The sequence below is a fragment of the Blastococcus goldschmidtiae genome (genome assembly GCF_031845325.1).
GTDB lineage: Bacteria > Actinomycetota > Actinomycetes > Mycobacteriales > Geodermatophilaceae > Blastococcus > Blastococcus goldschmidtiae.
Window position 1 is genome coordinate 591,750 of sequence record NZ_JAVREI010000001.1, and the last position, 13,124, is coordinate 604,873.

At 74.9% G+C, this 13,124-nt stretch carries 15 protein-coding genes; 14 read left to right on the forward strand and 1 reads right to left on the reverse strand.

All coding sequences use genetic code 11. The features are described 5' to 3' along the window. Positions 1–49 precede the first annotated feature (49 nt). The 12 genes from RM425_RS02975 to RM425_RS03030 all read left to right on the forward strand — a co-directional run bounded on the left by RM425_RS02975 (position 50) and on the right by RM425_RS03030 (position 11,959). Positions 50–1,414, forward strand: a complete 1,365-nt coding sequence (locus RM425_RS02975) for a glutamyl-tRNA reductase (RefSeq protein ID WP_311343693.1) — start codon at positions 50–52, stop codon at positions 1,412–1,414. Further along, positions 1,411–2,388, forward strand: coding sequence for a hydroxymethylbilane synthase (gene hemC, locus RM425_RS02980; RefSeq protein ID WP_311343694.1), 978 nt, complete (start codon positions 1,411–1,413; stop codon positions 2,386–2,388). Before RM425_RS02975 ends, hemC begins: the two co-directional genes overlap by 4 nt. Positions 2,389–2,449: 61 nt before the next feature. Continuing rightward, positions 2,450–3,994: a uroporphyrinogen-III synthase gene (locus RM425_RS02985; RefSeq protein WP_311343695.1), complete on the forward strand. Its 1,545-nt coding sequence runs from the start codon at positions 2,450–2,452 to the stop codon at positions 3,992–3,994. Continuing rightward, entirely contained in the window at positions 3,991–5,019 is a 1,029-nt protein-coding gene (gene hemB / locus RM425_RS02990) for a porphobilinogen synthase (protein WP_311343696.1), read from the forward strand. The genes RM425_RS02985 and hemB overlap by 4 nt, the downstream gene beginning before the upstream one ends. A 4-nt stretch (positions 5,020–5,023) precedes the next feature. Then, the gene (locus RM425_RS02995; protein ID WP_311343697.1) at positions 5,024–5,527 is read left to right on the forward strand and encodes a hypothetical protein; all 504 of its coding nucleotides are present in this window, start codon (positions 5,024–5,026) and stop codon (positions 5,525–5,527) included. Next, entirely contained in the window at positions 5,524–6,894 is a 1,371-nt protein-coding gene (hemL, locus tag RM425_RS03000) for a glutamate-1-semialdehyde 2,1-aminomutase (RefSeq protein WP_311343698.1), read from the forward strand. The genes RM425_RS02995 and hemL overlap by 4 nt, the downstream gene beginning before the upstream one ends. Continuing rightward, positions 6,891–7,550 (forward strand): histidine phosphatase family protein, encoded by a 660-nt coding sequence (locus RM425_RS03005; RefSeq protein WP_311343699.1) that lies wholly within the window; start codon positions 6,891–6,893, stop codon positions 7,548–7,550. The genes hemL and RM425_RS03005 overlap by 4 nt, the downstream gene beginning before the upstream one ends. Continuing rightward, positions 7,547–8,122, forward strand: coding sequence for a TlpA family protein disulfide reductase (locus tag RM425_RS03010; protein ID WP_311343700.1), 576 nt, complete (start codon positions 7,547–7,549; stop codon positions 8,120–8,122). The genes RM425_RS03005 and RM425_RS03010 overlap by 4 nt, the downstream gene beginning before the upstream one ends. Before the next feature lies 1 nt (position 8,123). Continuing rightward, positions 8,124–8,942, forward strand: coding sequence for a cytochrome c biogenesis CcdA family protein (locus RM425_RS03015; protein WP_311343701.1), 819 nt, complete (start codon positions 8,124–8,126; stop codon positions 8,940–8,942). 16 nt (positions 8,943–8,958) lie between these two features. Continuing rightward, positions 8,959–10,563 (forward strand): cytochrome c biogenesis protein ResB, encoded by a 1,605-nt coding sequence (gene resB / locus RM425_RS03020; RefSeq protein WP_311343702.1) that lies wholly within the window; start codon positions 8,959–8,961, stop codon positions 10,561–10,563. After that, the gene (gene ccsB, locus RM425_RS03025; RefSeq protein ID WP_311343703.1) at positions 10,553–11,518 is read left to right on the forward strand and encodes a c-type cytochrome biogenesis protein CcsB; all 966 of its coding nucleotides are present in this window, start codon (positions 10,553–10,555) and stop codon (positions 11,516–11,518) included. Before resB ends, ccsB begins: the two co-directional genes overlap by 11 nt. A 141-nt stretch (positions 11,519–11,659) precedes the next feature. Beyond that, positions 11,660–11,959 carry a hypothetical protein gene (locus RM425_RS03030; protein WP_311343704.1) on the forward strand — a complete coding sequence of 100 codons (300 nt, stop codon included), beginning with the start codon at positions 11,660–11,662 and terminating at the stop codon, positions 11,957–11,959. A 1-nt stretch (position 11,960) separates the two neighbouring features. Here RM425_RS03030 and RM425_RS03035 read toward each other — a convergent pair whose 3' ends face one another. Then, positions 11,961–12,182: a hypothetical protein gene (locus tag RM425_RS03035; RefSeq protein ID WP_311343705.1), complete on the reverse strand. Its 222-nt coding sequence runs from the start codon at positions 12,180–12,182 to the stop codon at positions 11,961–11,963. A 110-nt stretch (positions 12,183–12,292) separates the two neighbouring features. On the opposite strand from RM425_RS03035, the gene RM425_RS03040 reads away from it, so the two are divergent. Further along, positions 12,293–12,730 carry an Lrp/AsnC family transcriptional regulator gene (locus RM425_RS03040; protein ID WP_311344023.1) on the forward strand — a complete coding sequence of 146 codons (438 nt, stop codon included), beginning with the start codon at positions 12,293–12,295 and terminating at the stop codon, positions 12,728–12,730. Between the two features lie 59 nt (positions 12,731–12,789). Next, positions 12,790–13,122 carry a DUF4229 domain-containing protein gene (locus RM425_RS03045; protein ID WP_311343706.1) on the forward strand — a complete coding sequence of 111 codons (333 nt, stop codon included), beginning with the start codon at positions 12,790–12,792 and terminating at the stop codon, positions 13,120–13,122. Positions 13,123–13,124: the final 2 nt, after the last annotated feature.

Consider the following 13,124-nt stretch of genomic DNA (forward strand, 5'->3'; position numbering starts at 1 on the left):
ACACGGCGAGCCTGCGAATGCTGCCGACGAGCGCCAGCGAGGAGGCGGCATGAGCCTCCTGGCAGTGGGGATCAGTCACCGGACCGCACCCGTCGCGCTGCTCGAGCAGTTCGCGATGTCCGACGACGACCGGGTGAAGGCCCTGCACGAGCTGGTCGACGGCGACCACGTCGCCGAGGCGCTGGTGCTGGCCACCTGCAACCGGATCGAGGTCTTCGCCGAGGTCGAGCGCTTCCACGGCGGCGTCACCGACGTCAGCCGGGTGCTCGCCCGCCAGGCCGGCGCCTCGGTCGAGGAGCTCTCCCCGTACGTGACCGTCCACTACGAGGACCAGGCCGTCACGCACCTGTTCACCGTCGCCGCCGGGCTGGACTCGATGGTGGTCGGCGAGACGCAGGTCCTCGGCCAGCTGCGCGCCGCCTACGCCCTGGCCCGCGAGGAGGGCACCGTCGGGCGGGCGCTGCACCCGATCGCCCAGCGCGCCCTGCGGGTGGGCAAGCGCGTGCACTCCGAGACCGGTATCGACCGCGCGGGGGCCTCGCTGGTCTCCGTGGCGCTGGACCGCGCCGAGGCCCGCATCGGAGACCTCGCCGGCCGCCGCGCGCTCGTCGTCGGTGCCGGCTCCATGGGCGCGCTGGCCGCCACCACCCTGGCCCGCCGTGGTGCCGACGTCGTCATCGGCAGCCGCACCCACGCCACCGCGCAGCGGCTGGCCACCACCCTGGGCGGCCGGGCGATCGAGCTGGCCGACGCGGCCGGGGAACTCGCCGCCGCGGACCTGCTGGTGTCCTGCACCGGCGCCTCGGGCATCGTGGTGAGCACCGACACCGTGGCCGCGGCGATGCAGCAGCGCACGGGCCGCCCCATGGCCGTCGTCGACCTGGCGCTGCCCCGCGACGTCGACCCGGGGGTGGCCGCGCTGCCGGGCGTGCACGTCGTCGACCTGGCCCTGCTGCAGGGCGAGCGGGTGGCCGCCCGCGAGGCCGGCGCACCGACGGCCGGTCCGGTGGCCGCCGACGACATCGCCGCCGCGCACGCGATGATCGAGGCCGAGGCCGCGCTGCTGCGCGCCGAGCAGCAGGCGGCCGCCGTGGCGCCCACCGTCTCCGCCCTGCGCAGCCAGGCTGCCGAGGTCGTCGACGCCGAGCTCCTCCGGCTCTCCGCTCGGCTGCCCGACCTGGATCCCCGCTCGCGGCAGGAGATCGCGCGCACGGTCCGCCGCGTCGTCGACAAGCTGCTGCACGAGCCGACCGTGCGGGTGAAGGAACTGGCCGCCGTCCCCGGCGGCACCGACTACGCCGGGGCGCTCCGCGCCCTGTTCGGCCTGGGCATCGATGCCGACGTCGCCGGCGAGACCACCAGTCTGGCCGACGCTGTCACCGTCGACCCCGAGCGCACGGGAGGTGCCGCATGACCGCTGTCCGTACCTCCGCCGAGACCACCGCGGGCACGGCCGTGCTCAGGCTGGGCACCCGCGCCAGCGTGCTGGCGCGCACCCAGTCCCAGACCGTCGCCGATGCGATCACCGCCGCGACCGGCACCCCGGTGGAGCTGGTCCACATCACCACCGAGGGCGACCGGTCGCAGGCCGCCATCGCCCAACTGGGCGGCACCGGCGTCTTCGTCACCGCACTGCGCGACGCGCTGCTGGCCGGCGAGATCGACCTCGCCGTGCACAGCTACAAGGACCTCCCCACCGCGCCGGCGCCCGGCCTGATCCTCGCCGCGGTGCCACCCCGCGAGGACCCGCGCGACGCGCTGGTCGCCCGCGACGGACTGACCCTCGGTGAGCTGCCGGCGGGCTCCACGGTGGGCACCGGCGCACCCCGCCGCGTCGCCCAGTTGCGGGCTCTGGGCCTCGGTCTGGAGGTCGTGCCGATCCGCGGCAACGTGGACACGCGCCTGGGCCGGGTCGCCGGCTCCGCCACGGGCCCCGGGGACCTGGACGCGGTCGTCCTCGCGCGCGCCGGGCTGTCCCGGCTCGGCCGCCTCGACGTCATCACCGAGACCCTCGACCCGCTCCAGGTGCTGCCCGCTCCGGCGCAGGGCGCGCTCGCCGTCGAGTGCCGCACCAGCGACGCCCGCACCCGCGAGCTGCTCGGCCGGCTGGAGGACTCCCGGACCCGGGCCTGCGCCCTGGCCGAGCGGACCACGCTGGCCACCCTCGAGGCCGGTTGCAGCGCGCCGGTGGCCGCCTACGCCGAGGTGGCCGAGGGCGAGCACGGCCCCGAGCTCTTCCTGCGCGCGTCCGTCACCGCCATCGACGGCAGCGACGGCGTCCGCGGCTCCCTCAGCGGCGCGCTCGACCAGGCCTCGGCCCTGGGGCGCGCGCTCGCCGAGGACCTGCTCGACCGCGGCGCGGTCGAGCTCATGGCGGTGACCGGATGAGTCCCGCCACCCCCGAGACCCCCGCAACAAAGGCCCTTCGGGCCAGGATCAGGAGCACGCGATGACGCGCTTCCGCAAGACCGTCGGCAGCACCGGCCGGGTCGTCTTCGTCGGCGCCGGACCGGGTGACCCCGGCATGCTGACCGCACGCGCCACCGCCGCGATCGCCGAGGCGGCCTCCGTGCTCGTCGACGTCGACGTGCCGGCCGCCGTCCAGGACGCCGTCCGCGGGATCAACCCCGCGGTGGAGCTCGTCCCCGTCTCCGGCGAGCCGGCCGAGATCGCCAAGGGCGCCGTCGCGGCGGCCAAGGGTGGCGCGGTCGTCGTGCGGCTGGTCGCCGGCGACCCCTACACCGACGACGCCGCCGTCAAGGAGGTGCTCGCCGTCGGCCGCACCTCCGTCGTCTTCGACGTGGTGCCCGGTGTCGCGCCGGCCACCGCCGTCCCCGCCTTCGCGGGCGTCGCCCCCGGCAGCACGGCGCTGTCCGCCGACCTGCGCAGCGGGGTGGACCTCGGCGCGCTGGCCGGGGCCACCGCGTCCACCGGCGGCACCCTGGTGCTGCGGGCCACCGTCGAGGAGCTCCCCGACGCCGCCGCCCGGCTGGTCGAGGGCGGCCTGTCCGGCAGCACCCCGGTGGTCGTCACCACCGGCGGCTCCTCGACGGCCCAGAAGAGCGTCGTCGCCAAGCTGTCCGCCGTCGCCGAGAAGGCGGCCGGCCTGGACTCGTTCACCGGACCGGTCGTGGTCACCGTCGGCGCGGCCGTCGACAAGCGGGCCCGGATGTCGTGGTGGGAGAGCCGCCCGCTGTTCGGCTGGCGCGTGCTGGTTCCCCGCACCAAGGACCAGGCCGGCGAGATGAGCGACCGGCTGCGCGCCTACGGCGCGGTCCCGGTCGAGGTGCCGACGATCGCCGTCGAGCCGCCGCGCAGCCCCGCGCAGATGGACCGCGCGGTCAAGGGCCTGGTCACCGGCCGCTACGGCTGGATCGTCTTCACCTCGGTGAACGCGGTGAAGGCCGTGCGCGAGAAGTTCGCCGAGCTGGGCCTGGACGCCCGCGCCTTCGCCGGCGTCAAGGTCGGCTGCGTCGGTGAGCAGACCGCCGACGCGGTGCGCGCGTTCGGCATCGTGCCCGAGCTGGTGCCCGCGGGCGAGCAGTCCAGCCAGGGCCTGCTCGCCGAGTTCCCCGAGTACGACGACGTCCTGGACCCGATCGACCGCGTGCTCCTGCCGCACGCCGACATCGCCACCGAGGTGCTCGCCGCCGGCCTGGTGGAGCGCGGCTGGGAGGTCGACGACGTCACCGCCTACCGCACCGTGCGCGCCGCGCCGCCGGCCGCATCGGTCCGCGAGGCGATCAAGGGCGGCGGCTTCGACGCGGTCTGCTTCACCTCGTCGAGCACCGTCCGCAACCTCGTGGGCATCGCCGGCAAGCCGCACGCCAAGACCGTGGTCGCGGTGATCGGCCCGGCGACGGCCGCCAGCGCGCAGGAGTTCGGCCTGCGCGTCGACGTGCAGCCCGAGACGGCCGCCGTCGCCCCGCTGGTGGACGCCCTGGCCGAGTTCGCGCTGTCGCTGCGCGAGGCGGAGGACGGCGAGGGCAAGTGAGCTCCGGGGGAGCGAACCCCGGCTTCGCGCGCGGGCGCCGGCTCCGGTCGACGCCCGCGCTGCGTCGGCTGACCGCCCAGACCCGGGTGGCACCGGCCGACCTGGTGCTGCCGGTGTTCGTCAAGCAGGACATCACCGAGCCGGTGCCGATCGGCTCGATGCCCGGCGTCGTCCAGCACTCCCTGGACAGCCTGCGGAAGGCCGCCCACGAGGCGGCCGAGGCCGGCATCGGCGGGCTGATGCTCTTCGGCATCCCGGCCGAGAAGGACCCGGTGGGCTCCCAGGCCGACGCCGCCGACGGCATCGTCAACGTGGCGTTGCAGCAGCTGCGGGCGGACCTGGGCGACGAGCTGGTCCTCATGGCCGACCTCTGCCTGTGCGAGTACACCGACCACGGGCACTGCGGCGTCGTCACCCCCGCCAGGGGTGGGCTCCGGGGGCAGGGCGGGGAGATGGTCGTGGACAACGACCCGACGCTGGACCGGTACGCCGCGGTGGCGATCGCGCAGGCGCAGGCCGGGGCCCACCTGGTCGCGCCCAGCGGGATGATGGACGGGCAGGTCGCGGCCATCCGCGCGGGCCTGGACAGCGCCGCGTTCACCGAGGTCCCGATCCTGGCCTACGCGGCCAAGTACGCCTCGGGCTTCTACGGCCCGTTCCGCGAGGCGGCCGAGGGCGCGCCGCAGTTCGGCGACCGCTCGACCTACCAGATGGACCCGCCCAACGCAGACGAGGCGCTGCGCGAGGTGGCGCAGGACCTCGCGGAGGGCGCCGATGCCGTCATGGTGAAGCCCGCCCTGCCCTACCTGGACATCGTCCGCCAGGTCGCCGACGCGGTCTCCGTGCCGGTGGCGGCGTACCAGGTCAGCGGCGAGTACGCGATGCTCGAGGCGGCCGCGGCGAACGGCTGGGTGGACCGCGAGCGCGCGATCCTCGAGACGCTGGTCGCCATCCGCCGCGCGGGCGCCGGTCAGGTGCTCACCTACTGGGCCGTCGAGGCCGCGCGCTGGCTCGCCCGCGGCTGATCCCATGACGCCGTTCGTCGAGCACGGGGGTTCCTGGCGGCCGTTCTGGATCGTGGCGGCCGCGGTGGCGGCGTTCGTCGGGCTCGAGATCGCACTCCCGGGCCGGGACCTGCCGTGGTCCGGCTGGTCGGCGCTGGTCGTCGTGCTCGGCATCGTCGGCATCGGCTGCCTGTCGGCCCGCCGCATGTGGACGGTCCGCGTGGACGGCCTGGGCCCGGACGCGGTGCTCGCCGTCGGACGGGAACGGGTGCCGCTGTCGCAGATCGACGTCGACCACCTCCGGGCCGTCGACTCGGGGGTCGACGCCGGCGCACCCGTGCTCGGCGGCGGCTGGTCGCTGCCCCGTGGACGCACCGGCCTGCCGCTGAAGTTCACCGACGGGCGCACGGTCCTGGTGCCGACGCGGGACCCGGCGCCGCTGTACGAGGCGCTGGTGGTGCGCGTCACCGACACGGCGGTCGACACCCCCGGCGAGGCCCCGGGATCACAGGGGACACTGGGGTCGTGACCTCGCCGGACAGCTCCCCCTTCCCCTACGAGGCCCCCGTCTCCGCGGAGCTCTTCGCCCGCGGCCGCGGCGTCACCCCGGGTGGGGTGAACAGCCCGGTGCGCGCCTTCCAGGCGGTCGGGGGGACCCCGCGGTTCATGGTCGAGGGCTCCGGACCGTGGATCACCGACGCCGACGGACGGCGCTACGTCGACCTGGTCAGCTCCTGGGGACCGCTGCTGCTGGGGCACGCGCACCCCGCCGTCGTCGAGGCCGTCATCGCGGCCGCCCGGCGAGGGACGACCTTCGGGGCGCCCACCGAGGGCGAGCTGGACCTGGCCGAGGAGATCCGCGACCGGATGCCGCCGGTGCAGCGGGTCCGGCTGGTCAACTCCGGCACCGAGGCCGTGCTCTCGGCGGTGCGGCTGGCCCGCGGCGTCACCGGCCGCCCGCTGATCGTGAAGTTCGCCGGCAACTACCACGGCCACGTCGACGCGCTGCTCGCGTCCGCCGGCTCCGGCGTCGCCACCCTCGGGCTGCCCGACACCCCGGGCGTCACCACGGGTGCCGCCGCCGACACCGTGGTGCTGCCGTACAACGACGTCGCCGCCGTCGAGGCGGTCTTCGCCGAGCGCGGCCCGCAGATCGCGGCGCTCATCAGCGAGGCGGCGGCCGGCAACATGGGCGTCGTCCCCCCGGAGCCCGGCTTCAACGCCGCGCTGCGCCGGATCACCGCCGAGCACGGCGCCCTGCTGGTCCTCGACGAGGTCATGACCGGTTTCCGGGTGTCGCGGTCGGGCTGGTACGGCCTGGACCCGGTCGACGCCGACCTGTTCACCTTCGGCAAGGTGATGGGCGGCGGGCTGCCCGCGGCGGCGTTCGGCGGCCGCGCCGACCTCATGGACCACCTGGCCCCGGCCGGGCCGGTCTACCAGGCGGGCACGCTGTCGGGGAACCCGGTCGCCGTCGCCGCCGGGCTCACCACGCTGCGGCACTGCACCGACGAGGTCTACGCGCACTGCGACGAGGTCGCCGCCGTGCTCCGCGGGGCGGCCAGCGCCGCGCTGTTCTCCGCCGGGGTGCCGCACCGGGTGCAGCAGGCCGGCAACATGTTCTCGGTCTTCTTCGTGCCCGACGAGCGGCAGGTGCGGAACTACGACGACGCCCGCACCCAGGACGCCTTCCGCTACACCGCCTTCTTCCACGCGATGCTGGCCCGCGGCGTCTACCTGCCGCCGTCGGCGTTCGAGTCGTGGTTCGTCAACGCGCAGCTCTCCGGCGAGGCGCTGGACCGCGTGCTCGAGGCGTTGCCGGCCGCCGCGCGCGCCGCGGCCGAGGCGGACGGGACGGAGCCGGCCGGGCCCGTCGACAGCGAGCGGTCCACGTGAGCGAGCTCGCGAGCTCACGCATGAGCGAGCGGACGACGGTGCACCTGCTCCGGCACGGTGAGGTGCACAACCCGGGCAAGGTCCTCTACGGGCGGCTCCCGGGATTCCGGCTGTCCACCACCGGCGAGGCGATGGCGGTCGCGGCCGCGGAGTGGTTCGCCGGGCACGACGTCACCCACCTGGTCTCCAGCCCGCTGGAGCGGGCGCAGCAGACGGCCCGCCCGCTGGCGGAGGCCGCCGGTCTGGAGATCGGCACCGACGACCGGCTGATCGAGGCGGGCAACGCGTTCGAGGGCATGGTCGTCGGCGGGGCGGGCGGCGTCTTCCGGGCGCCGCGCAACTGGTGGCGGTTCCGCAACCCGTTCCAGCCGTCCTGGGGCGAGCCCTACGTCGAGATCGCCGCCCGCATGCTCCGCGCGGTGGAGGCGGCCCGGGACGCCGCCCGCGGGCACGAGGCCGTCCTGGTCAGCCACCAGCTCCCCATCTGGACGACCCGGCTGCACCTCGAGGGCCGCCGCTACCTGCACGACCCGCGCCGCCGCGAGTGCGGGCTGGCCAGCGTCACGTCGGTGACCTACGACGGCGACCGGTTCGCCGGCCTGACCTACGCCGAGCCGGCCGGCGCCACCCCCTCCGACGCGGTCCCGGGCGCATGAGGAAGCTGTTGCTCGCCCTGGTCACCGGAGCGCTCGCCCTGACCGGCTGCACCACCGGCGAGGGGGCGGTGTCGGTGAACAACGGCGGGGAGTTCCGGTTCGTCGAGGGCACCCCGAGCGGTGAGGTGATCCCGCCGGACGAGCGGGCGACCGCGCCCGAGTTCGCCGGCACGCTGCTCGACGGCGAGGAGTTCGCCTCCACGGAGCTGGCCGGCGACGTCGCCGTCCTCAACTTCTGGGGGTCCTGGTGCGCCCCCTGCCGGGTGGAGTCGCCGGAGTTCCAGGAGGTCTACGCCGAGGTCCGCGACGACGGCGTGCAGTTCCTGGGGATCAACGTCAAGGACACCGACCAGCTCGCCCGGGCGTTCGAGGACAACTTCGGCATCGAGTTCCCCTCGCTGGACGACCCGCGTGGCGAGGTGGCGCTGGCGTTCCGGGACTACCCGGCCAGCGCCATCCCCTCCACCATCGTGCTGGACCGGGAGTCGCGGGTGGCTGCCGTGTACACCGGCGCGGTGCGGCAGGACGACCTGGGGGCCGTCCTCGACCGGTTGCTGACCGAGGAGGGCTGACGTGGGGGAGACCTTCGCCGACCTGGTCAGCGACGGGCCGCTGCTGGTCGCCGCCGCGGTCGCCGCACTGGTCGGGCTGATCAGCTTCGCCTCGCCCTGCGTGCTGCCCCTGGTGCCCGGCTACCTGTCCTACGTCACCGGGCTGGTGGGCTCCGGCGCGCGCACGACCGCGACGACCCCGGCCCCGTCCGGCGGCGGGACGGCGACCGCGGTGCGCACGGACGAGCGCGCTCCGCGCGGGCGCATGGTGCTGGGCGCGGTGCTCTTCGTCCTCGGCTTCAGCGCGGTGTTCATCGTCTTCGCGACGGCGTTCGGCGGGCTGGGCCGGCTGGCGCTCCAGTACGCGCGGACCCTCGACATCGTCTTCGGGCTGGTCACCGTGGTCGTCGGACTGGCGTTCCTCGGCCGGCTGCCCCTGCTGCAGCGCACGAAGAAGCTGTCGGTGCGGCCCGCGGCCGGGCTGGCCGGCGCACCGCTGCTGGGCGTCGTCTTCGGGCTCGGGTGGACGCCCTGCCTCGGTCCCACCCTCGGCGCCGTGTACTCCCTCGCGGTGAGCGAGGCCTCCGCCGGGCGGGGGGCGCTGCTCGGCGCGGCCTACTGCCTCGGGCTGGGCGTGCCGTTCGTCCTCGTGGCGCTCGGCGCCCGGTGGGCCGTGGGCGCGACCGACTTCCTGCGCCGGCACGCCGCCGCGGTCACCCGGATCGGCGGGGCGGTCCTCGTGATCATCGGTCTGCTGCTGCTGACCGGTGCCTGGGCGGAGATGATGCGCTGGCTGCAGGGCTGGCTGGCGGCCAGCGGACTCGCGGACACCTCGCTGTGAACCCTGGAGCCCGGTCATGAGCACCATCGCCCCACCGCGGGAGGCCGCCGCGCCGCCGCCCCCGGCCGGCCCGTCGCTCGGACGCCGGATCACCGGCCGGCTGCTGGGTTGGTGGCGCCGGCTCACCGCGATGCGCACGGCCATCGTGCTGCTGTTCCTGCTCGCGCTGGCCGCCGTCCCCGGCTCGCTGCTCCCGCAGCGCTCGCTGTCGCAGACCAACGTCCGGCGCTACTTCGCCGACCACCCCGACCTCGCGCCGGTGCTCGACCGGCTCTACCTGTTCGACGTGTTCAGCTCGCCCTGGTTCGCCGCGGTCTACCTGCTGCTGTTCATCTCGCTCATCGGCTGCGTGCTGCCGCGCGCCGTGGAGCACGCCCGCGCCCTGCGCTCCGCTCCGCCGCCGGCCCCGCGGAACCTGCTGCGACTGCCCGACTCCGGCGAGGTGGCGACGCCGCTGGCCCCCGCCGCCGCGCTGGACGTCGTGGAGGAGGAGCTCCGGGTCCGGCGGTTCCGCGTCGTCCGCCGCGAGGGGGAGATCTCGGCCGAGAAGGGCTACCTCAAGGAGACCGGCAACCTGCTGTTCCACCTGTCGCTTATCGCCCTGCTGCTGGGGCTGGCCGGCGGCAAGCTGTGGGGCTACGAGGGCAGCATCCTGGTCACGGAGGGGGACGGCTTCTGCAACTCCTTCCAGCAGTACGACACCTACTCGGCCGGCGCGCTGATCGACAGCGGCGACCTCTCGCCGACCTGCGTGACCCTCGAGGACTTCAAGGCGGAGTACGAGCCCGACCTCACCGCGTCGTCGTTCACCGCCGACATCCGGTACGGCGGCCCTGGCGAGGAGGGGCGGCCGACGACGATCGGGGTCAACTCCCCGCTGCGCACCGACGGCGACCGGCTGTACGTCACCGGCCACGGCTTCAGCCCCACCTTCAGCGTGACGCTCCCCGACGGCACGGCGTTCACCGACATCTCGGTGCCGTTCCTGCCGTCGGACCCGTCGACGATGGCCAGCGAGGGCGCGCTCAAGCTGCCCGACGTCGGGGGCGACAGCCGCGGCCAGCTGGCGCTGGAGGGCTTCTTCGCACCGACCGGCCTGGTGCAGGGCGGCGTCCTCACCTCGATCGACCCGCGTCCGCTGGACCCGAAGGTCGCGGTCGTGGCCTACCAGGGCTACCTCGGCCTGGACTCCGGCATCCCGCAGTCGGTCTACTCGCTGGACGCCAGCCAGATCGAGCGGGGCCGGCTGGTCGAGGCGGGCGCGGCGAACCTGTCCGTCGGCGACTCGATGACCCTCGAGGACGGCACGGTCGTCACGTTCAGCGGCGTCCAGGAGTTCGCCGCCCTCCAGTACTCGCACGACCCGGGCCAGGTGTGGGTGCTGGTGTCGGCCATCGCGCTGCTGACCGGCCTGCTCGGCCTGCTCCTCCTGCGCCGGGAACGGGTGTTCGCCCGGTCCGGATCCGCCCCCGACGGCGGCGGTACCGTGCTGACGCTGGCCTCGCTCACGCGGGGCAGCGGCGAGAGCGCGCCACGGTTCGCCTCCCTCACCGACGACCTGAGGGCCGCGCTCGCCGCCCGCACCGCACCGCATTCGGAGGTCCCCCCGCGTGACTCCTGACCAGTCGCTCCTCGACCTGTCGGACACCCTCTTCTCGATCACCGTCGCGCTGTACTCCGTCGCGCTGGTGGCGTTCTGCGCGCAGCTGGCGTTCGGGCGACGTCCGGCACAGGCTCGGCAGCTGGTGGCCGCGGGTGCTGCGGGGACCCCGGGCGGACGCGCGGCCGACGACGCCGACCTCGCCGGGCCGCGCCGTGCGCAGCGCTGGGGCGCCGTCGCCATCGGCCTGACCGTTCTCGGGGCGCTGGCCCACGCCGGTGTGCTGCTCTGCCGCGGGCTGGCGCTGGACCGGCTGCCCTGGGGCAACATGTACGAGTTCGCCACCGCCGTCGTGCTCGTGGCGGTGATCGCCTACGTCGTGCTCGCGGTGCGCTCGCCGGCCCTGCGGCACATCGGGGTCTTCGTGCTCGCGCCGGTCGTGCTGGGCATGGTGGCGATCGGTCTGTTCCTCTACGTCGAGGGCGGCCCGCTCATCGCCGCGCTGCGGTCGAGCTGGCTGGCCATCCACGTCAGCACCGCCATCATCGGCTTCGGGATCTTCCTGGTCAGCGGCATCGCCAGCGTCCTGTACCTCGTCCGTTCCAAGGACGAGCAGAAGCCGGCCGAGGAGCGGGGCGCCGGCTTCGTCGCCCGGTTGCCGGAGTCCTCGGTGCTCGACCGCCTCGCCCACCGCACCGCGGTGTTCGGCTTCCCGATCTGGACCTTCGCGGTCATCGCCGGGGCCATCTGGGCGGAGAGCGCCTGGGGCCGGTTCTGGGGCTGGGACCCGAAGGAGACCTGGTCGTTCATCGCCTGGGTCGTCTACGCCGCCTACCTGCACGCCCGCACGACCGCCGGCTGGCGGGGGCGGCCCGCGGCGTGGGTGAACGTCATCGGCCTGGTCGTGATGATCTTCAACCTGACCTTCGTCAACCTGGTCTCCAGCGGCCTGCACAGCTACGCCGGCGTCGAGTAGCCCCCCGTCCCGGAGGGCGGGTGCTCACGCGCAGTGAACCCGTCTCCGGCGAGGCGCGCGCCGGGTCCGTGACGGCTGTCGGACCCGCGTGCTTCCATGCAGGCATGACGGCGCCTGGACCGAGGTCTCCTGGAGGTCACCGTGGGTAGGCACTCCGCGGCGGACGACTCGGGGGTGCACCCGCTCGTCGCCGATGCGCTGGTCCGCCGCGCCGGCGCACCGGCCGCGGCGCACGGCGAGCACCGGGGCTCGAGCACGGGCTGGCCCGAGCCGCCTCATGGCAGTGGTGGCGCCGTGGGCTGGCCGGACGACACCCGCCCGGATCAGGGCGGCAAGACGCAGGAGGCCGTGGGCGGGGAGGCCGACGGCGAGGAGCCGTCGGCCCTCGCGGCGCCGCGCCGCGGCTGGTGGCGGCTGTTCGGGGTGAGACCGGCCGCCTGAGTCAGGCGGGGGAGCCGTCGTCCCGGCGGGCGCGGCGCTCGAGCTCGCGCAGGAACTCCGGGTCGTCGTCCGGCGCCAGCGGGCGGGTGGGCCGCTGCGGCCGGGGACCGCGGGGTGGCCGGGGCCCGCGCAGGCCACCACCGGGCCCGCCCGGACTTGCCGCAGCCTTCATGACCAGCGCGATCACCACGATCGCCACCACGAGCACCACCAGGAAGATCATGGTCCCACCCCCTCGTCAGAACCCAGCGTACGACCGCGGCGATACTCGGTGCCGACCATGAACGGGCGGACGGCCGGAACCCCGGCCGCCAGGAGGACGGAGACCACGCCATCGACGCCGTCGACCGGCACCTGATCGAGCTGCTGCGGGCCAACGGCCGGGCCAGCTACGCCGAGCTGGCGCGGCAGGTGGGCCTCTCCTCGCCCGCGGTGCACGAGCGCGTGGGCAAGCTGGAGGCGGCCGGCGTGATCACCGGCTACCGGGCGGTCATCGAGCCCGCGTCGGTCGGGCTGGACGTCACCGCGCTCATCGGCGTGATCGAGAGCGACTCGGTCGACGACACCGGTCTGGAGACCGCCATGCGCGAGGTGTCGGGCATCGAGGACTGCTGGCGGGTGGCCGGCAGCGAGGGCTACGTGCTCAAGGTGCGTGTGGCCGACATCCCGGCACTCGAGGCCACCGTCAACGCGTTGAACCGGATCAGGGGCGTGGCGCGCACCCGCACCACCGTCGTCCTCTCCACCAAGTGGGAGGGGCGGCATGGGTGAGCGGCGACCGGTTCCGCACGGGTTCGGACAGCCTTCAGTGACCAAGTGGGAGGGCCGGCATGGCTGAGAACGAGACCGCGGGGGCCTCGGCGGCCCCGGCCGGGCCGGCGGGCGGTCCGGCGACGCCGCCCAAGGTGCTGCCCTGGCTGCTCCTGCACACCGTCGGCCGGCTGGGCATCTTCGCTCTGCTGACCCTGGTGCTCTGGTGGGCCGGGCTGGACTTCTTCTCCGGGATGCTGTTCGGGCTGCTGCTGTCGATGCCGATCGCCTACCTGGCGCTGCGGCCCTCGCGGGAGCGACTCAGCGAGGCGCTCGTCGCCCGCAGCATGGCCCGCCGCGCCGAGAAGGAGCAGCTCCGCGACCGGCTCAGCGGCGAGCAGCCGCCGGCCTGACG